24 protein-coding genes and 1 pseudogene are annotated in these 22160 nt (G+C 49.7%); 20 read left to right on the top strand and 5 right to left on the bottom strand.

Annotated features, from left to right (window positions below):
• Positions 1–12 precede the first annotated feature (12 nt).
• Both MJO57_RS21675 and MJO57_RS21670 read right to left on the bottom strand, forming a co-directional pair.
• The gene (locus tag MJO57_RS21675; RefSeq protein WP_252018670.1) at positions 13–1527 is read right to left on the bottom strand and encodes an IS66 family transposase; all 1515 of its coding nucleotides are present in this window, start codon (positions 1525–1527) and stop codon (positions 13–15) included.
• An 83-nt stretch (positions 1528–1610) separates the two neighbouring features.
• Positions 1611–1913: pseudogene (locus MJO57_RS21670) on the bottom strand (transposase); the annotation flags it as partial.
• A gap of 67 nt (positions 1914–1980) precedes the next feature.
• On the opposite strand from MJO57_RS21670, the gene MJO57_RS21665 reads away from it, so the two are divergent.
• The 7 genes from MJO57_RS21665 (at position 1981) to MJO57_RS21635 (ending at position 6465) form a co-directional block, all read left to right on the top strand.
• Complete coding sequence (locus MJO57_RS21665; protein ID WP_252018668.1) at positions 1981–2493, top strand: TonB-dependent receptor domain-containing protein; 513 nt, start codon at positions 1981–1983, stop codon at positions 2491–2493.
• A 22-nt stretch (positions 2494–2515) separates the two neighbouring features.
• Positions 2516–3004, top strand: coding sequence for a transposase (locus MJO57_RS21660; RefSeq protein ID WP_252018121.1), 489 nt, complete (start codon positions 2516–2518; stop codon positions 3002–3004).
• Complete coding sequence (locus tag MJO57_RS21655; protein WP_252026893.1) at positions 2973–3455, top strand: IS1595 family transposase; 483 nt, start codon at positions 2973–2975, stop codon at positions 3453–3455. The genes MJO57_RS21660 and MJO57_RS21655 overlap by 32 nt, the downstream gene beginning before the upstream one ends.
• 63 nt (positions 3456–3518) lie before the next feature.
• Positions 3519–3896, top strand: a complete 378-nt coding sequence (locus MJO57_RS21650) for a TonB-dependent receptor (protein WP_252018666.1) — start codon at positions 3519–3521, stop codon at positions 3894–3896.
• Between the two features lie 159 nt (positions 3897–4055).
• Positions 4056–4856: a DUF3450 domain-containing protein gene (locus tag MJO57_RS21645; RefSeq protein ID WP_252018664.1), complete on the top strand. Its 801-nt coding sequence runs from the start codon at positions 4056–4058 to the stop codon at positions 4854–4856.
• Positions 4856–6283 carry a MotA/TolQ/ExbB proton channel family protein gene (locus MJO57_RS21640; protein ID WP_252018663.1) on the top strand — a complete coding sequence of 476 codons (1428 nt, stop codon included), beginning with the start codon at positions 4856–4858 and terminating at the stop codon, positions 6281–6283. Before MJO57_RS21645 ends, MJO57_RS21640 begins: the two co-directional genes overlap by 1 nt.
• 11 nt (positions 6284–6294) lie before the next feature.
• Positions 6295–6465 (top strand): hypothetical protein, encoded by a 171-nt coding sequence (locus MJO57_RS21635; protein WP_252018661.1) that lies wholly within the window; start codon positions 6295–6297, stop codon positions 6463–6465.
• Here the strand turns inward: MJO57_RS21635 and MJO57_RS21630 are convergent.
• The gene (locus MJO57_RS21630) at positions 6432–7946 is read right to left on the bottom strand and encodes an IS66 family transposase (RefSeq protein WP_252017330.1); all 1515 of its coding nucleotides are present in this window, start codon (positions 7944–7946) and stop codon (positions 6432–6434) included. The genes MJO57_RS21635 and MJO57_RS21630 overlap by 34 nt on opposite strands.
• A 114-nt stretch (positions 7947–8060) precedes the next feature.
• Here MJO57_RS21630 and MJO57_RS21625 point away from each other — a divergent pair, with 114 nt between their 5' ends.
• The 7 genes from MJO57_RS21625 to MJO57_RS21595 all read left to right on the top strand — a co-directional run bounded on the left by MJO57_RS21625 (position 8061) and on the right by MJO57_RS21595 (position 13950).
• A complete protein-coding gene (locus tag MJO57_RS21625; protein ID WP_252018659.1) occupies positions 8061–8432 on the top strand; it encodes a MotA/TolQ/ExbB proton channel family protein in 372 nt (123 codons plus the stop codon).
• 73 nt (positions 8433–8505) lie between these two features.
• Positions 8506–8910 (top strand): biopolymer transporter ExbD, encoded by a 405-nt coding sequence (locus tag MJO57_RS21620; protein WP_252018658.1) that lies wholly within the window; start codon positions 8506–8508, stop codon positions 8908–8910.
• Between the two features lie 30 nt (positions 8911–8940).
• Positions 8941–9552: an energy transducer TonB gene (locus MJO57_RS21615; protein ID WP_252018656.1), complete on the top strand. Its 612-nt coding sequence runs from the start codon at positions 8941–8943 to the stop codon at positions 9550–9552.
• A 15-nt stretch (positions 9553–9567) separates the two neighbouring features.
• On the top strand, positions 9568–10800 hold the full coding sequence (locus MJO57_RS21610; protein ID WP_252018654.1) for a tetratricopeptide repeat protein: 1233 nt from the start codon (positions 9568–9570) through the stop codon (positions 10798–10800).
• Positions 10801–11486: 686 nt separating this feature from the next.
• The gene (locus tag MJO57_RS21605; RefSeq protein WP_252018652.1) at positions 11487–11648 is read left to right on the top strand and encodes a hypothetical protein; all 162 of its coding nucleotides are present in this window, start codon (positions 11487–11489) and stop codon (positions 11646–11648) included.
• A 1-nt stretch (position 11649) separates the two neighbouring features.
• Positions 11650–11811 carry a GNAT family N-acetyltransferase gene (locus MJO57_RS21600; protein ID WP_252018650.1) on the top strand — a complete coding sequence of 54 codons (162 nt, stop codon included), beginning with the start codon at positions 11650–11652 and terminating at the stop codon, positions 11809–11811.
• Between the two features lie 126 nt (positions 11812–11937).
• Positions 11938–13950: an efflux RND transporter permease subunit gene (locus tag MJO57_RS21595; RefSeq protein WP_252018648.1), complete on the top strand. Its 2013-nt coding sequence runs from the start codon at positions 11938–11940 to the stop codon at positions 13948–13950.
• Here the strand turns inward: MJO57_RS21595 and MJO57_RS21590 are convergent, their stop codons facing one another.
• The gene (locus MJO57_RS21590; protein WP_252017676.1) at positions 13951–15378 is read right to left on the bottom strand and encodes an IS4 family transposase; all 1428 of its coding nucleotides are present in this window, start codon (positions 15376–15378) and stop codon (positions 13951–13953) included.
• A 98-nt stretch (positions 15379–15476) separates the two neighbouring features.
• On the opposite strand from MJO57_RS21590, the gene MJO57_RS21585 reads away from it, so the two are divergent.
• The 4 genes from MJO57_RS21585 (at position 15477) to MJO57_RS21570 (ending at position 20302) form a co-directional block, all read left to right on the top strand.
• Entirely contained in the window at positions 15477–16511 is a 1035-nt protein-coding gene (locus tag MJO57_RS21585; RefSeq protein WP_252026884.1) for a transposase, read from the top strand.
• A 24-nt stretch (positions 16512–16535) separates the two neighbouring features.
• Entirely contained in the window at positions 16536–17615 is a 1080-nt protein-coding gene (locus MJO57_RS21580) for an efflux RND transporter permease subunit (protein WP_371924897.1), read from the top strand.
• A complete protein-coding gene (locus MJO57_RS21575; protein WP_252018644.1) occupies positions 17612–18706 on the top strand; it encodes an efflux RND transporter periplasmic adaptor subunit in 1095 nt (364 codons plus the stop codon). Before MJO57_RS21580 ends, MJO57_RS21575 begins: the two co-directional genes overlap by 4 nt.
• 234 nt (positions 18707–18940) lie before the next feature.
• A complete protein-coding gene (locus tag MJO57_RS21570; protein WP_252017318.1) occupies positions 18941–20302 on the top strand; it encodes an ISNCY family transposase in 1362 nt (453 codons plus the stop codon).
• A 208-nt stretch (positions 20303–20510) separates the two neighbouring features.
• Here MJO57_RS21570 and MJO57_RS32865 read toward each other — a convergent pair whose 3' ends face one another.
• Complete coding sequence (locus tag MJO57_RS32865; protein WP_256491812.1) at positions 20511–20645, bottom strand: hypothetical protein; 135 nt, start codon at positions 20643–20645, stop codon at positions 20511–20513.
• Between MJO57_RS32865 and MJO57_RS21565 the strand changes: the two genes are divergently transcribed.
• Positions 20644–21285: a DUF6444 domain-containing protein gene (locus MJO57_RS21565; RefSeq protein ID WP_252018642.1), complete on the top strand. Its 642-nt coding sequence runs from the start codon at positions 20644–20646 to the stop codon at positions 21283–21285. The two genes, MJO57_RS32865 and MJO57_RS21565, sit on opposite strands and share 2 nt — an antisense overlap.
• Entirely contained in the window at positions 21252–22145 is an 894-nt protein-coding gene (locus MJO57_RS21560; protein ID WP_252018640.1) for an IS66 family transposase, read from the top strand. Before MJO57_RS21565 ends, MJO57_RS21560 begins: the two co-directional genes overlap by 34 nt.
• Positions 22146–22160: the final 15 nt, after the last annotated feature.

The raw sequence follows: 22160 nt of genomic DNA, 5'->3' as shown, positions 1-22160 counted from the left end.
CCCCGCTTGTAACTATTCAGCACTGAGCAAAGGCATATTACAGTAATTCCGAACAGCTCTATGAAGTGATTGATATATGTCCATTCCCTGTTTTCTGGCAGACGACAAATAGCTGCGAATCCGTGCAAACATAGAACCACCGTCTGCACTCCTGAAGCAGCCTGAGATTTTCTGCTTTAACTTGGCCATTCGAACATCCCGCTCACTGCCATTGTTATCGAAGGGAATGGTAAAATCTGACATGAAGCGCAGTGTCTCAGCCTTGAACTCAGTGAGTCGTTTGAAGAGATTGTAAGCTTTAGTATTCTTGACTTTCTTGCGCTTAAGCTCCTCTCGTTGCTTCTCCATATAGACGACTTCTTTCATTAGAGCCCGCTGAAGCAACCGGTCATAAATCTTCTCGATTCGTTCACAGACAACACTTGGCATCTGTAGCATACCTATGGTCTTAAAGCCCTTGCAGTAATGCCAGGAAAGCCTCAGTAGCTTCATCAATCGCAACGCCAGTTGATTGCTGTCCCTATCAACAACACCCAAAAGCTCCCTCAGGTGATGGGCATTGCAAAGTACGTGAGTTGCCGCATATGCAAAATAGGATTTCCAATGATCATGAACCAGAACGCCTGCAAATGTTAGCAGTATGCCCATCGTGTCCATGGCCTCACGACCTCGCTTTTCAGACAAGTAGTAGAGCGTCCATTGTTCATCCCGCATAACGTGTAGCCAGTGCAAAGAGCCCTCGGCCCGCATACTCGTTTCATCGGCTCCGGCAACAGACGATTCCCGCAAGGCGTCACGAATAACCTCTTCAGTAGAAGCCAGATTTTCATAGGTTCTGGCCACAAAATTGGCGACAGTGCCTGCACTTACACTCATTTTATAGAGAGTATTAAAATACTCTGACACGCGCTTAAAAGGCAGGAAATGGTATTGGTTAAGATAGACGGCCATAGCCTGTGTGGCTGAGCCATATTGTGCGGCAGCGGTAACACCTTCCGGGAATTCAGCCTGATTCCGACAACCACAAGTGCAGATTTTTACTTCAGCTCTATGGGCCGTTACTTCAAATTCACCCGGTCTCCCTGGTTCAAACACCTGTCGTTCAATATATTTGACCGGCTCACTATCAAGAAGAGACGCCTGACATTTATTGCATTCTTTAACCGGAAGGTACTCAATATAGTCAGGGATATCGACCTGTTTAAGACAAGTGCCCTGATGCCCTTTCTTTCCACCGGCTTTATTACCAGAAGACTGTCTCAGACTTTTAGGATTGGGTTTTTCATCCGATGGATCGGTATCTTTATCTGCGGAAAGGTCGTCAGAATGATCTGGAGAATTACTGTTTTTACAAGGTTTTTGATAACCATCAGACGATGGCGGCTTGCTGCTGTTTTGACTGTTCTTGCCAACCTTTTCTTCCAATTCTCGACATCGCTCTTCCAGACAGGCAACTCTCATCCGCAGCTCTGCATTCTCTTTCAAGAGAATCTCAGCCGACATAGTTGCGGGTAGTTCTGGAATCATGCTGGCGAATATTGTGGAAAAATGGTGCTTAAGAGGATGGTATAAAAATCAGAAAATTCCAGATTTATGTGGGGGTGCTGAACAGTTACCCCCGCTTTATTCTGGGTGACGAGATAGATACCCAGAAACCAGGTAGCTAGAGGCAGCTTTGTTGAGTCAAAGATAGTGTTACTGGTAAGCGAGGTTTGGCAACGGCAGCAATTGCACTGGAATTCAGCTTTCCGGTGAAGCTTGCAGAAACTGCGGGAGCCACACTTCGGGCATTGGAAGCCATCTGGCCAGCGCCAAGAGGACAGCGCGTTCTCACACTGCTCTTCACTGCCGTAATTAGCCAGAAATTGCATAATGCCAAGGCCTTTTTGGAACTGAATGGTGTTTTTACACATCAGTTTTACCTCCAAAACACATGACTATCGACGTTTATTATAGCAGCTGGCTCACGACGTAGGGTCGGTGGTAATCAGGAAAGGCTTTAACAGCTCTTCTGATCCTACCTACTGTGAAGCAACGAAATCTTCTGGTGGTACGCCCGCTGAGATAGCGGAGGCTTGCGGTACTCAATATTTTGATACTGAAGTCGGTGCGAATAAGGAACTTGAGGAAGAAAAAGGGACAAACTACTCCTTCGGTCTTGTTTGGGAGGCTATGGATGATCTGACGGTAACGGCTGATTGGTACAAAGTTAAGTTGACTGATCTGGTTGTTACGCCTGATCTGGGGCGCATTATTGCTGATCCGAGCCGCTATGCAGGTACCCAGGTAATCCGTAAAGGTGATGGTACCATTGATAAAGTGATCTATGGTCCTGTCAATCAAGCGGGTGAAAATGTTGAAGGAATTGACCTCAGTGTTCGGTACCAGTTCCCTGAAACAAGTTTTGGTTTGTTCTCAACAGAGTTTGCCACTACCTATTTAATTAGGCTCTTTTCGAATTCCGAACTGCTGAACTATCCTTGGTGGATATAATTAGCCATCGCCAGCATTGACCATGAATATAGGCCGAATCTCAGATCTCATCAGTAATGACACCTGCTTTGAGATGATCCGTGAGAACCGCTGGCCAGATGGCACTGTTCTCTGTCCGCACTGTGATTCTGAGAATGTCAAAAAGAATGGACACGACAATGTGCAGGTAGAGTGCCAGCACTATTACTGTAAGTCCTGTAAGCGCTACTTCGATGACCTGACAAATACGGTTTTCGCAGGACACCACCGACCACTCAAAGTCTGGATTGCCTGTCTCTATTTAATGGGGCTGAACGTCTCCAACAGCCAGATAGCTCAGGAACTTGATCTGTGTGTCAGTGATGCACACCATATGACCACAGTCTTACGAAATGGTGTTGTTGACCGAAAGCCTGAAGTGATTCTTGATGGCGAAGTTGAATTCGACGAGGTCTACATTGTAGCTGGTCACAAGGGACACCCTGAAGCATTAAAAAAATCTGGATCGTCCACCGAGAAAAAGAAGGCTTAAAGGCGCTCCGGGCCGTGGGACTCTTGAAAAAGACAAACCGCCGGTATTGGGAATGATTCAAAGGGGAGGTCAGGTCATTATCAACATGCTGTCGAACGTTAAGAAGGCGACAATCGAACCATTTATCAAGAAACACGTAGCCCCACAGAGCCAGATTTATACCGATGAATACAACATCTATGATGACCTTGAAAGCTGGGGCTTCAGACATAAAACGGTCTGTCACGGCAAAGGTGAGTATGCTCGTGATGATGACAAAGACGGTATTTACGAGGTGCATGTTAATACTATGGAGGGGTTTTGGTCACTTCTACGCTCGTGGCTAAGGCCTCACAGGGGAATATCCCAAGAGGCTTTACCCCTTTACCTTGGCTTTTTTGAGTTTTTGCATAATATTGGCCGAAGAGGCAAAAGTCTTCTTCAGCCCTTAGTCAACTTGCTGGTTACATAGCAGTCTGGAATTGGAAAAGAGCCTTTAATTAAACGTGAAACTCAAACATCTGATACTGATCCAATGAAAGATGTCACAGACCATGAGCCGGGAATTCAGGCATCGGTTAATTTGGGTTGGGAGTATGACAAGCTGTCTTCGAATCTCTTTGTGAAGTACCGCGACTCTTATTGCACAGAGTTTGCTAATGATTATTACTTTACTGACTGTGAAGCAGCAGAGTCGGCTGGTTATGAAACCAAAGTGAGTAGTATGACTACATTCAATCTGTCGGCTAAGTATCGTGTTAATGAGCAGGTGGTGGTTGGTATGGGTATTACCAACCTGTTTGATAAGACACCGCCAGCTGACCCTCTGGATGACTTCTCGCCATATTACGCGGAAACTTATGATAATCCAGTAGGTAGGGCATACTACCTTGAGGCCAGTTACAAATTCTGACCTCGTTCCCACGCTCCGCGTGGGAATGCATACCTGAACCCGAAATGGATTCCCCGACACGGCAAGGACGCCAACACTCTCGCTCATATTTTCCTGTGGGAAGCTAAACGCTTCCCACAGGAAAATAAATAACAACAACATCATGGGAAATGGCAGTCCATGTACAAGAAAAACAAAACCCACAAGGTGAAGAGCCTGTGCAGTACGCTGGCACTCAGCACAGCGTTGTCCGCCTCAATAATGATTCCCAATGCCTTCGCTCAGGACCCGTTGAGCAGTGCATTAACGACACAACAGAAGACCGATAAAGCCTCCCAGCGCTCCCAGGCAAAGGTCAATAACCTGTCTGATCAGACGCAGGAGCTGCTGGGAGAGTACAAAAGCGTTATCCGTCAGGTAGAAGCCCTGACTGTCTATAACGGTCAACTGCAACGGGTGGTCAATGCCCAGCAGACGGAAATTGAATCCATGCAGGCCCAGATCGAAACCCTGGACCAGACCAATATCGAAATCACGCCATTGATGCTCAAAATGGTGGATAGCCTTGAGCAGTTTATCGAGCTGGATGTGCCCTTTCAGCTGAAAGAGCGTCAGGAGCGTGTCGCCCGTCTGCGCGCCACCATGGACAGCCCGAACGTTACCACTTCCGAGAAATACCGCAAAATCCTCGAAGCCTATCAGATCGAAAACGACTTTGGTCGTACCATTGAGGCCTATGAGGCCAGCCTGGGTGAGGGCGACCAGACCCGCACCTATAACTTCCTCCGTATCGGTCGCCTGGCGCTGCTCTATCAGTCACTGGACGGCGCAGAGACTGGTCAGTGGAACAGTGATACCCGCAGCTGGGAAGTACTCCCGGAGAATTATCGTGCCGGTGTTAACCAGGGCCTGAAAATTGCCCGCAAACAGGCACCCCATAATCTGATCAAACTGCCGGTTCGCGCTGCGGAGGATGCATAATGAAGTACGCCATTAAATCAGCCGTTAAGCCGCTGCTGTTTTCCCTGGGTCTGGGCATGGCCTTTTCTGCCAGTGCCAATGAAGGCACTGCAGCCCTGCAGGACCTGCTGAATAAGATCAAGGCAGACAGCATTACTGAAAGCCGGGAAAACCGTGCCCGGGAAGCCCGTTTCCTGGAAGATAAAAATGCCCGGCAGCGTCTGCTGGCCGAAGCCAGGGCTGAGCTGAAAGCCCAGGAGCGGCGTAGCGACCAGCTGTTAAAGCAGTCCGATAGCAATGAAAAAACCTTGAAAGAGACCCAGAACACCCTGGATCTTCGCTCCGGCGAATTGAAGGAACTGTTCGGTGTCGTACGTCAGTTTGCCGGTGATAATAAAGGCATTTTCGCAGCCTCCATGGTTACCGCCCAGTTCCCGGAGCGCACCGCCTTTATGACGGAGATGGCCGAGAGCAAAAAGCTACCAACCACCGGCAAGCTTGAGCAGTTCTGGCATGAGATTCTCCGGGAAATGGTGGAAACCGGTCGTGTGGTTGAAATGCCGGCCACTGTTGTCTATGGCGAAGGTGATGAAGCGCAAAAAAATATTATCCGTGTGGGCAGCTTCAACGCAATTTCCGACGGTAAGTATCTGACTTACTCCCCGGCAGTGGGCAAGTTCCAGGAGCTTTCCCGGCAACCGGAATCCTCGGTGCTGTCTGCGGTCGCTGAGCTGGAACAGTCCCAGGATGGCTACACCCCGTTTTATGTAGACCCGTCAAGAGGCCAGATTCTCTCCCTGCTGGTGCAAAGCCCCAGTATTTCCGAGCGGATTGACCAGGGTGGTGTGGTCGGTTATGTGATTCTTGGCCTGGGTGCCCTGGGTGTACTGATCGCCCTGGCCTGCTATCTGAACCTGGTCCGCATTGGTGCCGGTGTGCGCAAGCAGCAGAAAACCGAACAGGTTATCAAGGGTAATCCCCTGGGTGAGATTATGCAGGCTTACCAGGATAACCGGGATGCCGACCTGGAAACCCTGGAACTTAAGCTGGATGAAATCATTATGCGTTCAGCGCCCTCTATTGAGCGTGGCGTAGGTTCCATCAAACTGATTGCTTCGGTAGCACCACTGTTGGGTCTGCTGGGTACCGTAGTCGGTATGATCGCCACCTTCCAGGCTATCACGCTGTTTGGTACCGGTGATCCCAAGCTGATGGCCAATGGTATTTCCGAGGCATTGGTGACCACCATGCTGGGTCTGGTTGTGGCCATTCCAACCCTGTTTGCCCACAGCATTGTCAACAGCAAGAGCCGTCGTTTGATTCAGGTGCTGGAAGAGCAGAGTGCCGGTTTTATTGCCCGTCATCAGGAGCAGGATCTGAATACCGGTGCCCGTAACACCCGCGCCACCTTAACCACAGATTCCGCTGCAACAGCGCAGCCTGCGTAAGGAGAGACCTTATGCTCTCGTTACTGGAAGAGCTGGAATCCATTCGCCGCTTTCTGGGCATGGGTGGCGATGTGCTGATGATGCTGTTTGTCCTCACCCTGCTGCTCTGGGTGCTGGTGATTGAGCGTTATCTGTTCTTTTTTCGTAACTATTCAGCACTGAGCAAAGGCATATTACAGTAATTCCGAACAGCTCTATGAAGTGATTGATATATGTCCATTCCCTGTTTTCTGGCAGACGACAAATAGCTGCGAATCCGTGCAAACATAGAACCACCGTCTGCACTCCTGAAGCAGCCTGAGATTTTCTGCTTTAACTTGGCCATTCGAACATCCCGCTCACTGCCATTGTTATCGAAGGGAATGGTAAAATCTGACATGAAGCGCAGTGTCTCAGCCTTGAACTCAGTGAGTCGTTTGAAGAGATTGTAAGCTTTAGTATTCTTGACTTTCTTGCGCTTAAGCTCCTCTCGTTGCTTCTCCATATAGACGACTTCTTTCATTAGAGCCCGCTGAAGCAACCGGTCATAAATCTTCTCGATTCGTTCACAGACAACACTTGGCATCTGTAGCATACCTATGGTCTTAAAGCCCTTGCAGTAATGCCAGGAAAGCCTCAGTAGCTTCATCAATCGCAACGCCAGTTGATTGCTGTCCCTATCAACAACACCCAAAAGCTCCCTCAGGTGATGGGCATTGCAAAGTACGTGAGTTGCCGCATATGCAAAATAGGATTTCCAATGATCATGAACCAGAACGCCTGCAAATGTTAGCAGTATGCCCATCGTGTCCATGGCCTCACGACCTCGCTTTTCAGACAAGTAGTAGAGCGTCCATTGTTCATCCCGCATAACGTGTAGCCAGTGCAAAGAGCCCTCGGCCCGCATACCCGTTTCATCGGCTCCGGCAACAGACGATTCCCGCAAGGCGTCACGAATAACCTCTTCAGTAGAAGCCAGATTTTCATAGGTTCTGGCCACAAAATTGGCGACAGTGCCTGCACTTACACTCATTTTATAGAGAGTATTAAAATACTCTGACACGCGCTTAAAAGGCAGGAAATGGTATTGGTTAAGATAGACGGCCATAGCCTGTGTGGCTGAGCCATATTGTGCGGCAGCGGTAACACCTTCCGGGAATTCAGCCTGATTCCGACAACCACAAGTGCAGATTTTTACTTCAGCTCTATGGGCCGTTACTTCAAATTCACCCGGTCTCCCTGGTTCAAACACCTGTCGTTCAATATATTTGACCGGCTCACTATCAAGAAGAGACGCCTGACATTTATTGCATTCTTTAACCGGAAGGTACTCAATATAGTCAGGGATATCGACCTGTTTAAGACAAGTGCCCTGATGCCCTTTCTTTCCACCGGCTTTATTACCAGAAGACTGTCTCAGACTTTTAGGATTGGGTTTTTCATCCGATGGATCGGTACCTTTATCTGCGGAAAGGTCGTCAGAATGATCTGGAGAATTACTGTTTTTACAAGGTTTTTGATAACCATCAGACGATGGCGGCTTGCTGCTGTTTTGACTGTTCTTGCCAACCTTTTCTTCCAATTCTCGACATCGCTCTTCCAGACAGGCAACTCTCATCCGCAGCTCTGCATTCTCTTTCAAGAGAATCTCAGCCGACATAGTTGCGGGTAGTTCTGGAATCATGCTGGCGAATATTGTGGAAAAATGGTGCTTAAGAGGATGGTATAAAAATCAGAAAATTCCAGATTTATGTGGGGGTGCTGAACAGTTACCTTTTTTCTTGAGTGCCCAAAGCTGGTGAAAAGCACTATTGGCCAATGGCAGGATCGCCCGGATAAGTTATCCAGCCGAGCCCGGCATATCCGCATTGCGATGATTTCGGAGGTATCGCTGGATGTGAAGCGCAACCTGCCCATGATCAAAACATTAATTGCCCTCTGCCCTCTATTGGGCTTACTGGGAACGGTAGTAGGCATGGTGCAGGTATTTGATGTGCTGGCGGTAACCGGGACCGGTAGCCCCAGGGCCATGGCCTCCGGTATCTCCAAGGCGACCATTCCCACCATGGCGGGCATGGTGGCGGCGCTGTCCGGACTTTACTTCAGCGCACTGCTGGAAAAGCGGGCGGACCGGGTAACCCATAAAGTGGCTGACTCAATGCAGCATTGAGTTTATCGGACACCGAATAAAATTATCTCATTCCCTGTCGTCTGTTGTACCGGCAGGGTGGGAGGAAGGAACAATGAGAAGACGCTATAGCAACGGCGCCCAGGAAGATGCCGACATAGATATGACCCCGATGCTGGACATCGTGTTTATCATGCTGATCTTCTTTATAGTAACTACGTCGTTTATTAAGGAAGCCGGAATTGATGTGAACCGGCCGACAGCCAACTCCGCCCAGGTGGTCAAGAAAGGCAATATTATGATTGCCGTCAGCGATACCGGCGCGGTCTGGATTGACAAGCGCCGTGTTGAGGTGGGGGCGGTTCGTGCCAATGTCGAGCGACTGAAGGCAGAAAACCCCGAAGGCGCGGTGGTGATTCAGGCGGATAAAGAGTCCAAGTCTGGCATTGTCGTTGAAGTGATGGATCAGGTCAGGCTGGCGGGTGTTTACAGTATCTCCGTGTCGGCCAGAGAGCCCTGAAACCTGGTAAGAGAGGTGCTTATGCGGTATTTGGCAGCGCTCGGCCTGGGTTTTGCGGTGGCACTGGGGTTGTTCGCCATTATGAACGCCCTGGTGAACAATAATCGCCATGAACTGGTGCAGGCTGATGATAACCGGATTAGCGAATTTATTCGTATGCAGCGTCCGGAAACGGTGAAAGAGAAAAAGCGGGAAATCCCCAGGCCCCAGCCTAAACGGCCACCGCCACCGCCGGAGATGAAAATCTCCCAGCAGGTGGATAAACCGGTGATTGAGCAGGTGAAGATGGAAGTGCCACAGATGGATGTGGACCTGGATCTGGCCGTGGGCGATGGTGCGGGCATGTATGCATCCAGTGGTGTATCTGCCAGTGGCGGGCCGGTGCCATTGAATAAGTTCAGCCCGATGTATCCAAGAAAAGCCCTGCAGAGCGGTGTGGGTGGCTCGGTGGTTTTCCAGTATACGGTAAATACAGATGGTCGTGTAATGGATGTGAAAATCGTTAAGGAGAAACCCCGGGGTAAAGGGTTTGGCAAGGCCATTAAAAAGGCTGCGATAAAGTGGAAATTCAAGCCGGCCATGGAGGATGGTGTTGCCATTGCCAGAACCCAGCAGCAGGAATATGAATTTGTCCTGAATTAGGGCGTGGAGTAAGCCATGAACAGAATAAAAAAGACGGCACTGGTCTCTGTTCTGCTGGCGGGCATTAGCTCTGCTCCGCTGGCATTGGCGGCTCCGGACAAAGCTCCGGAGCTGCGACAGATTACCTATAAATACATTCTTAAGGCTCAGGAGCAGATGGCAGACGATGATCTGGCGGCTGCCCGCGCGAGTCTCGAGCATGTACTTGCCAAGGTAAAAAACAGTAAGTATGACAAAGCAGCGGTCAATCAGATGCTTGGTGTGGTCTTTGCCAACCAGGAAAAATACCAGGACGCCACCCGCTACTTTAAGGCAGCATTGGCAGATGACGCTCTGCATAAACCGGCTGCCCAGCAGGTGCGCTATAATCTGGCGCAATTGTTGATGATGGAGGGTGAGTTCCGGGAAGGGATCAGGCAGCTGAAAACCTGGATGTCCAACCTGGACGACAAGGTTGAAGTGCCTGCCAGTGCCTGGATTATGCTGGCCAACGGTTATTCCCGGATGCAGGACTGGAAAAATGTGGTAGACCCGGCGAAGCAGGCGATTGCGGCTTCGGATGCGCCACCGGAATCCTGGTATACCCTGTTGCTGGCAGCCCATTATGAGCTTAAGGAAATTCCGCAAGCCATTGATGTGCTGGAAATCCTGGTGACCATGGCGCCGCAGAAGAAGCAGTACTGGTTGCAGCTGTCGGGCATGAATATGTCCATCAAGCGGGATGCCGAGGCGTTGGCTGCATTGCGGGCCGCCTATCGTAATGGCCTGTTTGATAAGGAAACGGAGTACACACGGCTGGCCAACTTCCTGACCTATCAACAGGTACCTTATCAGGCCGGTGTTGTTTATTCAGACGGTATGGAGCAAGGAATTGTTGCGGGCAGTTTCGACAATTATAAAAAGCTGGCGAACTTCTGGTCCCATGCCCGGGAGAATGACAGGGCCATTGACGCTTTTAACCAGGCCCTGGGCCTGCAACAGGACCCTGATCTGCAGTTAAAGCTGGCAAGAATGCTGGCGCGTTCAGAGCGTTACCAGGAACTGCTCAGGCTGGTAAGCAGCCCATTCGAGGGCATAACAGAAAAGCAGCAGGGTGAGTTGCTGTTTCTTACCGGTATGGCGCACTACCAGCTGGGCGACTCCCGGCAATCACTGGAATATATGCAAAAAGCGGCTGCCATCAAAAGCAGCCGTGGGCAGGCCAACTCGTGGATTGGTTTTCTTCAGCAGGATCTGAATAACGGCTAGTGCAGCTAAGTGCTGATAGCCATACAACCGTTGTCCTCGCTAAGGAGGTTGTTGCAAAAGGGAAAAATCGTCCCGACCGTGATCCTCGCGAATGCAGGGGCCAGGGCTCGCAATGGATTCTCGCCTTCGCGGCAATGACGGTGGTGGCATAAACGGGCATTTAAGGCCTTTTGCGACACCCTCTTTCGAGGGTGTCGCAAAACCCTCGTTCCCACGCTCCGCGTGGGAATGCATACGGATCTGTCAGCATGAGAAAGAGCCACTGCCTGGTAGGGTTTTCGGGGGCTCCATGCGAGTATGGTATTTGTAGCAGGATCGGTATGCATTCCCACGCGGAGCGTGGGAACGAGGTGTCCGGAGGGTTTTGCGACAACCTCCGGAGCATGGGAACGAGTTCGGAGAGTTTTGCGACAGCCTTGCACTGGTTTGATGGAATCCTGAAAAGGATAGCCCCCTTCTCTACTGCCATACGGTTTAACCGGGGGGAGGGGGCTTTTTTATCACGCAATTATAAATACAAAAAAAATGAGCATATTTCTGAGCCTGGGATGGTTTTTTAAACAACACTGGTTGCGTTATCTGGCCTGTTTTGTCTGCCTTATCCTGGTGTCATTAACCGAGTTGCTGCCACGCTGGCCATTGCCCATCGTCTGGCCACGGTTGAAGATGCCGACGTAATCCTGGTAATGGATCAAGGGCGGATTGTGCAGCGGGGTACGCACCGGTCACTGATTCAGGAGCCAGGCCTGTACCTGGATATGTTCAGATCACAGCAGGGGAGCATCAGTAATGATTTCGATCAGGCCGGCAGTGGCAGGGAATGCCCGGAACCTGTTGTCTCTTTATAAGATGCTGGATGCAGAAACTGCCTTACTGACAGTAATGGAGCACAATACAGCAGGGATCAAACTTTATGAAAAGTCGGGATTTGCAAAAGAAGGAATAAAGAAAGACTCCCTGCTGGTCAATGGAGATTTCGTGACTGAATTTTTAATGGCAAAACTGATTTAATCCAGGAATAACAATGACCGCATCTATTGAAACTGATAACACCATCCCGGTATGGGATAACTCCCATATCTCCCATATCTACAGTAGTCCGGAAGACCGGCATATTGATACCGACTGTAAAATTTTATGAATTTAACCCGTTTCTCAATTCACAACCCGGCGGTGGTGGCTATTGCTGTCGCCCTGGTCTTTTTATTTGGTGCCCTTAGTATACGACAGCTACCGGTTCAGCTGTTTCCGGATATTGACCGGCCACACCTTTCTGTGGAGGTGTTCTGGCGGGCGGCAGCCCCTGAGGAAATGGAGTCGGAAATTACCGATCCACTGGAACCGGCACTGAAAGGTTTGCCCGGGTTGAAGGGGATGGAGAGTGATTCCGGTAATGGCCGGGTCGAAATCGACCTTGAGTTTGCCATGAACACCGATATGCAGGAGACCCTGCTGGAAGTCATTAATCGACTGAACCGGGTATCCGGCTTACCGGACAATATCCGGGGGCCTTTTGTTGAGAAAAGTGGCACCAATGACAGCCTGACCTGGTTTTTCCTGCAACAGATGCCCGGTAATAACCGGAATATCAGGGAATACCAGGGATTGATTGATACCCGGGTAAAACCGGTACTTGAGCGTATTCCCGGTGTTGCCGGGGTCGCCGTCCGGGGGGAAGGTGAGCGACAGCTTGATGTGGTGTTTGACCCATGGCGTGCTGCTGAGTTGGGCGTTACGATTCCTGAGCTGGCGGCACGGGTTGCCTCGGGATTTGATGTGTCCGGTGGCACGCTCAATATTGGCCGCCGGGAATATAAGCTGCGGTTGGCGGGTAAGTATGAAATCGACCAGCTTGGCAACCTGGTGGTGGCATGGCGGGACGGTCGCCCGGTTTATCTGCGGGATCTGGCAGAGGTGTCCATCAGCCGGGGCAAGGAGCGCACGCTCAGGGTACAAAATGGCAATCCTGCCATTGGCATGCAGGTGTTTAAAGAGTCCGGGGCCAATGCCCTGGAAGCACTGCTGGCCATCAAAAAGGAAGTCAACATTCTGAATGAGACGGTGCTGCAAAAGGAAGGTGTGTTGATGGTGCAATCCTTTGATGCCTCGGTATTTATTCAGCGCGCCCTGAATATGGTGGGCACTAACCTGTTATTTGGTATTTTGCTGGCAATCGCCGTGTTGTGGTGTTTCCTGCGGCGCTGGCGGGCAACGCTGATGATTGCCATGGCTATCCCGGTCAGCCTGATGATGACTCTGTCACTGTTGTTTATCAGTGGTCGTACCCTCAATATTATTTCCCTGGCCGGGCTGGCTTTTTCTGTGGGCATGGTGCTGGATGCGGCCATCGTTATGCTGGAAAGTATTGTCCGGCAACGGGAACGGGGGGAAACCGATAAAGCCAAAGCGGCGGAAGTGGCATCATCACGGGTATGGAGTGCGTTGCTGGCCTCAACATTGACCACCATTGCCATTTTCCTCCCGGTGATGTTGCTGAACGATGTGGAAGGGCAACTGTTTGCTGACCTGGCACTGACCATTGCCGTTTCTGTCGCTGTATCCCTGGTGATCGCCATGACGGTGCTGCCCACTGCCGCCGCACGATGGTTACCGGAACATCAGTTTACCGATCACTACCGTAAACTCTGGCAGTGGCTGACCGGTAAAATACTCTGGCTTACCGGCAACAATCGCCGTCGTCTGATAGTTATTGTCCTGTTGATGGGGTTACCGGTGGTACTTACCCGCGTAGCGGTACCGAAGATGGATTACCTGCCGGAAGTGAAACGGGATGCCATTGACGTATGGTTTAATTTTTCCCCGGGCACCAGTGTGGCGTCGGTTAAGGAGGAAGTGGTACCGCTTCTTATTGATCGCCTTCAGCCCTATATGGGTGGCGAACAGGAGCCCAAGTTAAAGAATTATTACTTTATCCTCTGGCCTGGCGGTGCTTCGATGGGCGTCAGGGCGCAAGACCAGTCTCAGGTCAAGATGCTGGAGCGTCTGGTCCGGGAGCAGATTGTCAGTGATATTCCCGATACCACCGCTTTTGCCCGGCAGGGCAATCTGTTCGGACGCTTTGGTAACGATAACGGGGTAAATCTTGACCTACAGTCGGAAGATCTGCCAGCCCTGTACCCTGACTCTTGATCACATCTCTCCAGCGCTGAACTGCCGGGCTATCTGCCAGGTTTTTACCCGATCCTGCAATTTCGCCCAGCCTTCCCATACCACTAACCAGCCGGGCTGCCCTGTATGCTTTGAATCACCCCAACCACCAAGCCGAGCAATCGTTTGAAGCAGCCAAGTGACTGTTGGCGGCTTATCGGGCAACGCTTTTTTTTCATAGGTTAGCCAGAGAACCTGCCATTCATCATCACTGACCACCTCATTCGCGAGTGTTTTTTCACTCCAAAGCTTTCTGTCTTTGTGCTGCCTGTCATTCGGTAACATTAATGCTTCACGGATTTGCATTAGTCTGACAGCGACAAACATTAATATGACCGCAAGTCGTTCAATGTTATCCGGAGATTGCAGACGAAGCCTTTCTACTCCTGCTCCCGATTTCCAAGCCTTATGGAACTCTTCTATTCGCCATCGGAGCTCGTAAAATCGAATGATAGAGCGACAGTCTTCGAATGTTTCAATATCTTCAGTTGTCAATAGTACCCAGTGCAAACGGTCTTCGGAGTCATTGCCAATCTCTTCAGCCGACACAATATTCATAGTTACCGGTTCCGGCCTGCCGCCTGGCCTTTGCGGCGCCTGTATTGTCATCTTCTTTCTTTTGACCTGCAGCGTTGCCTTTCGCTTCTTTCTACCTCCTTTTTGAGGAACCACTATCGTATATTTCCCCAACACTTCAGTCTGAGCTAAGGAATCAAATAATAAGAGTTCGCCATCCACCAGGATTCTGTTTTGTGTAGCTCTTACAACAAACCGCTGTCGGTTATCCAGTTTGTAGTGCATATATTCGTATATATCCGCCTCCCGGTCGCAAACACTGATGATGTCAGGCATTTTACCCCCCATCCTTTGTTCTGTGTTTTCAGAGGCTCTTTGCCACTTAAAGCTTTCCTTTCCCTCGTAAGGTAGCTGACGACGTTGGTTCTTTTTCCCCCGCTGAACGTCCTCTCTAACCCATCGTTCTTGATCAATAAGCCCAATGCTTCGCTCTGTATCCGCATCAACCAAGAAGACAGAGTGGACGTGGAATCCTCTGGTTTTAGAGCCTTCAGGACCTCCAAGATCACCAAGCTCGGATCTGACAGCATGTTTATAACCCAGGGTTGTTGTATCTTCGAGAGCCAGAAGTAGGCGAGACTGTCTCGCTATTTTGGCAGTTGCCTGAAAGCCTGCCTCAGCTATTGCTTCAGGCTTTACGGCCTCATTCTCAATCAGCCGGTAAGCTCCAGTTACCAGTGCGGTATAACCTTCGCATGAAGATGACAAAGAATTACCGGTATGAGCTGAAAGCTCGGCAGCAACTTTGACAAGTCGTTTTGTACGTCGAGTATCGCCCAAATCAGCACATCCAAAAGTTAGTTCTGACCATGGTTTAGGAGAAAGTGGAAGCATGACCTGTTTTATCAGTGAGAAATGATATAGGACTTACGCATTGACAACAGGCTCTAAAATTTGATAATGCCAAAAAACAGATGTCTTCAGGGATGAAAGTGAGAACTACCACTCGACCGACCACTGCACGATGCACTCTTGCAAAATACATTGGCTTTTTGATTAGTGAGCCAAAATCATCAACATGCACAAGACTGGCCGAGGTTACCGACTTTTCTCACGATAGCGCAAACCGCTTTCTTAAGCGTGAAAACTATCAGCCCAAAGATATGTACGATGAAGCAGTCAAAAGTTTAAACCCTATTGGCGGCACCCTGAGCGTTGATGACAGCGTGCTCGACAAACCTTATAGCTACTCCGTGGCACTGGTTGGCCACTTTTGGTCGGGTAAACATCACCGAGTGGTTAAGGGAGTTAACCTCATCACCCTTTATTACACCGACGTATCCGGGCGCCATATGCCGGTGAATTACAGGATATACGACAAATCGGAAGACAAGACAAAAAACGACTACTTCCGTGAAATGTTGATTGAAGTGCTGGTATGGGGGCTGAAGCCAGCGTTCGTTACCGGTGACTCCTGGTACAGCTGCACGACTAACCTGAAGACGATTAAAAACCATCAGACTGGGTTTATGTTTGCCGTTGAGAAAAACAGGACAGTATCACTGGAAAAAGGTAAATGGCAGCAGGTTCAACACCTCGACATCCCCGACAATGGTCTGGATGTATGGCTCAAAGACTTCGGTAAGATCCGGTTGTTCAGGACGATGCTAAAAGACCAGCGTCGCCACTACGTGGTTTACTTGCCAGAGGAAGTCCCTTTTGAACGCAATGACTTCAAGCAGATCCATGACCAGCACTGGCAGATCGAACAGTTTCACAGGGCGATCAAGCAGGTTTGCCATATTGAGCACTTTCAGGTTCGCAGCGAACGACCCGTCAGAAACCATATATTTGCTGCAATTTTAGCTTTTGTTTATCTCCAGAAAATGCAGATAGAGCAGGAGTTTACGAATATTTATCAGCACCAACGGGGGCTGTTTAAAGAGACAATAGGCGCTTTCATTGAGAGTTTTGCAAAGGGGAAGGATCACCTCCTACCAAAATTTATCGGTGTCATCAATGCGTAAGTCCTATGATAGAACAAGGTAGCTATTTGTGATCAAGAGACAGCCCTGTACCAGGTGGCAAGCCAGACCATGGATCTTATTGCTGAACAATTGCCCGGTGCGCAGGTATACCCATCCCCGGGGCTGGAATTTACCGCACCGGAGTTGCGTTTGATTCCTGATGATCGTCGTTTATCCGAAGTGGGTTGGTATCGTGGCAGTTTGCCGTCTATTGTCCAGAGCCTGGGGGAAGGGGTTCAGCTGGGAGAATATTTCGACGGTCAGGAGAGTCTCAATATCATTATGCGGGGTGGTGAAATCCGTTCGCCCCAGGTGCTGGAGATGACCCCGCTGATGACCCCCGGCGGTTTTGTGGTGCCACTGGGCGAACTGATGTCAGTGGAACCCCGGCTGGGACCTGAAAGCATTCGCCGTGTTGATCAGCGCCGGACACTGACCTTATCCATCTCACCGGCTGACGGCATGACCTTGGAGGAAACCTTGCTGGTCATCGAGGAAAAGGTGATTCCCCAAGTGACCCAATGGTTGCCGCCGGGCGCTCAATTGAAGATTTCCGGTAATGCCGACAGCCTGAAGCAGGCCCTTGGCAACCTGCTGGGCATTTTCCTGTTTGCCCTGTTGATTCTGACAATTTTACTGTGGGGATTATTCCGTTCTTTCCGGGATGCCCTGCTGGTTATTCTGACATTGCCCCTGGCCACCGTGGGTGGCTTGCTGGCCGTACACTGGCTCAATGGTGTGGCTGCCCAGCCGGTGGACCTGTTGACTATGATCGGGTTTGTTATTTTACTGGGTCTGGTGGTCAATAACGCCATTTTGCTGGTGCACCAGGCCCGCACCGGTGAAGCGGCAGGCCTGCATCGTCTGGCTGCCGTGGAACAGGCATTGCTGACCCGGATGCGCCCTATTTTTATGACCACACTGACCAGTATTTTTGGCATGTTCCCCCTGTTGCTAAGCCCCGCAACCGGCAGCGAAATCTACCGGGGGCTGGCGGCAGTCATTATTGGTGGTATGACCATCAGCACGCTTTTCACCCTTATCCTGTTGCCGGCACTGCTACGGATGGGAGAAGGACACAATCTTGAGCAGGCGACGGAATGAGCCGAACGGGAAACGAAGCAAGGGAAATTATCATGATCTATAAACGACTTATGACCGGCGTCGCTGCCCTGATTTTATTGTCGGTAGCAACCGTCTCACAGGCTGCCAGCGCTGTTTCTACTTCGGTTGTTGAAGCCGATCATTCGGCCCCGGTCAGCTGGCTCAATGGTTCAGTGATCAGTAAAAAAAACGCGATGATCAGTTCAGAGGTCAATGGTCGAATTGAGTGGCTGGCTGAATTCGGGGCACCACTGAAAGCGGGTGATCTGCTGGCAAAAATTGATGATGCCCAGTTGCAGCTTGAGTGGCAGACAAGGCAGCTGGAAATGCAGAAAGCAGAACAGCAGCTTGATTATCTGAAGAAAGAGCTGGATAGGCTGGCAGCCCTGCATCGCAAAAAAAGCGTTTCACGAACCGAGCTTGATGAAGCGCAACATCAGTTTAACCTTGCCGAACTGGCCTGGCGGTTGGCCAAAGTCAATAGCCGAAAAATTAACGACAGATTGCAAAAGTCTGAAATCAAAGCGCCTTTTAATGGAGTCGTGAATCAGCGAATGGTGGCGCCGGGAGAATATGTGTCAGAAGGTGAGGCTTTGATTGAACTGGTAAACACCAGTGAAGTAGAGGTGCAGTTACAGGTGCCGATTCAGCTGGTCTCTTTTTTATCTGCCGGGGCCTCTTTGCAGGTCAGCAATGGTGAGAGGGTGTTATTTTCTTCCCTGGCTCGCCGCGCTGGCAGTGCCGATTCACGCTCCCGGCTGATGGAGGTACGCCTGCAACCGCAAGGGGAGTCATGGTTGCCGGGCACTCCAGTCAAGGTTGCCGTTCCTTTGAGTGAGCCGGCCAACGCTTTGCGCGTTCCGAGGGATGCGGTGGTTATGGATGAGGCTGGCTACAAGGTCTATAAAGTGGTGGATGACAAAGAAGAAAGCAGTCGGGTGTCTTCTGTGCCCGTTGAGATTTTATCCGGTGATGATCACAGTGTATCCATCAGGGGCAACCTTAAAGCGGGCGACGATGTGGTAGTGAGAGGGGCAAATGGTTTACAACAGAATGACCGGGTGATGGTGATTGAAGCGGCGTCTGGATAATATTGATGTGGTAATATCGGTAAATGTTGATCATGAAAACGATTGGATTGATTGGCGGGATGAGTTGGGAGTCAGCTCTGAGCTACTCTCTTAGCTAGTTCTCGTCCAAAAACACAACCAATTGAAAACTGTAGATTTTATCCTGAAAAATTAAGTGGAGCCCTACTGCTATCTGGCGACTAAACTTCCCAAGAGCAAGAAACATAAGGGATTGCCAAAAACAGAGGACTCCAAATGCGCAAAAAACGCAACCCGCAGTGTAGTATGGAACTCCATTACGTACCTCATGAAATCTGCTCCCAGCTTTCCGGTATCTCGCAATGGCTTGACGCCCATCCACAGTTCAATGACTGGATTTATGAGGACTTAAGTTCTGGTGATAAACAGAACACTGGGCGGAACGGACTATCAGCAGAATCCGTTCTTCGTGCGGCACTCCTGAAACAGTATTTGAATTGTGATTATGACTACTTGTCGTTTGTTTTGATGGACTCCATGCTCTTTCGAGACTTTTGTCGCCTCGAACCAAACCAGCGCCCCAGTCGCTCCAGTTTGCATGGGCTCATCAGCCTTCTTACTGCATCTACATGGGAACGGATTAATAACTGTCAGCTAATGACCGCTAAAGATCAGGGTATTGAAAAAGGGCGCACTGTGGCTATTGACAGCACAGTCACCGAATCGGATATCAAACCTCCTTGCGACAGTGATCTTTTAGCCAGTTCCGTTAAAGAAATTTGTCGGCTGCTGGAACGGGGACAAACACTGACAGCGACACCGCTTTATGAATATACCCATCACAACCGAGCCGTAAAAGATGCGGCCAGAAAATGCATCTACGCTGGCAAAGAAGAGCGGCATCAGCATTATAAAAAACTGCTGCAGTTGACCCGAAAATCCCGGAAGGTACTTATCGAAGCTACTGTCACGCTAGCAAACGCCCGTCAGCAGGGGCAGTGTCTCCTGGCTGATGATGCCGACAAGTGGCAGGCCGATGTGGATCACCTGTTACCCCTGGTGGATGCAATAGTCTCCCAGACAGAGCGCAGGGTCTTTAAGGGTGAAAAGGTGCCAGCCCAGGAAAAAGTGGTTAGCCTGTATGAACCCCATACGGATATCATCGTAAAAGACAGGCGGCAAGTACAGTATGGCCATAAACTGAACCTGGTTCAGGGAAAAAGTCGATTGATCCTGGACCTGGTTATTGAGGAAGGTAACCCAGCGGATTCGGACCAATTCATTCCGATGATGGAAAGACAAAAAGAAATTTATGGTCGTGTACCTCGCCAGACAAGCGGTGACGGCGGATACGCGTGTCGCGCTAATTTGGAAAAAGCCAAGGCCATGGGAATCAGCGATGTAGCTTTTAATAAGAAGCGCGGACTTGAAGTCGAAGAGATGACTAAAAGTCAGTATGTGTATAAAACGCTCTTTCGCTTCCGGGCAGGTATTGAAGCGGGAATTTCGTGGCTAAAGAGATGTTTTGGGCTATCACGTTGCCACTGCAAGGGTTCTGAGCGTTTTGATTCTCATTGCTGGTTATCGGTGGTCTGTTACAACCTGGTGATTCTGGCCAGACACCCGGCACCATCCTGATAGCCACCTCCACGCTACATGAAAGTACCTTTCCAGCATGGTGGGAGGATGTTTTCTGCCTGCTTTTCGCGTTTTTCTCCAATATCCGTCCCAGATTAGAGAAAAAAAGGGAAGAGTTTTTGCGGCTCTCTGGAATTTCAGGAAATATAAAAACGAACGTACAATCTAATTATGATTGCCTGATGCGTTTTTGGACGAGAACTAGCTACTACAAGGGAATTAATAAAGGCGTTAAGAAATCTCTCGGCGGTTGTAACTGTTCAGCACCCCCACATAAATCTGGAATTTTCTGATTTTTATACCATCCTCTTAAGCACCATTTTTCCACAATATTCGCCAGCATGATTCCAGAACTACCCGCAACTATGTCGGCTGAGATTCTCTTGAAAGAGAATGCAGAGCTGCGGATGAGAGTTGCCTGTCTGGAAGAGCGATGTCGAGAATTGGAAGAAAAGGTTGGCAAGAACAGTCAAAACAGCAGCAAGCCGCCATCGTCTGATGGTTATCAAAAACCTTGTAAAAACAGTAATTCTCCAGATCATTCTGACGACCTTTCCGCAGATAAAGGTACCGATCCATCGGATGAAAAACCCAATCCTAAAAGTCTGAGACAGTCTTCTGGTAATAAAGCCGGTGGAAAGAAAGGGCATCAGGGCACTTGTCTTAAACAGGTCGATATCCCTGACTATATTGAGTACCTTCCGGTTAAAGAATGCAATAAATGTCAGGCGTCTCTTCTTGATAGTGAGCCGGTCAAATATATTGAACGACAGGTGTTTGAACCAGGGAGACCGGGTGAATTTGAAGTAACGGCCCATAGAGCTGAAGTAAAAATCTGCACTTGTGGTTGTCGGAATCAGGCTGAATTCCCGGAAGGTGTTACCGCTGCCGCACAATATGGCTCAGCCACACAGGCTATGGCCAATACCATTTCCTGCCTTTTAAGCGCGTGTCAGAGTATTTTAATACTCTCTATAAAATGAGTGTAAGTGCAGGCACTGTCGCCAATTTTGTGGCCAGAACCTATGAAAATCTGGCTTCTACTGAAGAGGTTATTCGTGACGCCTTGCGGGAATCGTCTGTTGCCGGAGCCGATGAAACGGGTATGCGGGCCGAGGGCTCTTTGCACTGGCTACACGTTATGCGGGATGAACAATGGACGCTCTACTACTTGTCTGAAAAGCGAGGTCGTGAGGCCATGGACACGATGGGCATACTGCTAACATTTGCAGGCGTTCTGGTTCATGATCATTGGAAATCCTATTTTGCATATGCGGCAACTCACGTACTTTGCAATGCCCATCACCTGAGGGAGCTTTTGGGTGTTGTTGATAGGGACAGCAATCAACTGGCGTTGCGATTGATGAAGCTACTGAGGCTTTCCTGGCATTACTGCAAGGGCTTTAAGACCATAGGTATGCTACAGATGCCAAGTGTTGTCTGTGAACGAATCGAGAAGATTTATGACCGGTTGCTTCAGCGGGCTCTAATGAAAGAAGTCGTCTATATGGAGAAGCAACGAGAGGAGCTTAAGCGCAAGAAAGTCAAGAATACTAAAGCTTACAATCTCTTCAAACGACTCACTGAGTTCAAGGCTGAGACACTGCGCTTCATGTCAGATTTTACCATTCCCTTCGATAACAATGGCAGTGAGCGGGATGTTCGAATGGCCAAGTTAAAGCAGAAAATCTCAGGCTGCTTCAGGAGTGCAGACGGTGGTTCTATGTTTGCACGGATTCGCAGCTATTTGTCGTCTGCCAGAAAACAGGGAATGGACATATATCAATCACTTCATAGAGCTGTTCGGAATTACTGTAATATGCCTTTGCTCAGTGCTGAATAGTTACGGCCAAATGAG

The organism is Endozoicomonas sp. SCSIO W0465 (assembly GCF_023716865.1).
GTDB lineage: Bacteria > Pseudomonadota > Gammaproteobacteria > Pseudomonadales > Endozoicomonadaceae > Endozoicomonas.
The sequence above is the reverse complement of the archived record's forward strand: the minus strand, read 5'-3'. Positions and strand labels throughout refer to the sequence as shown.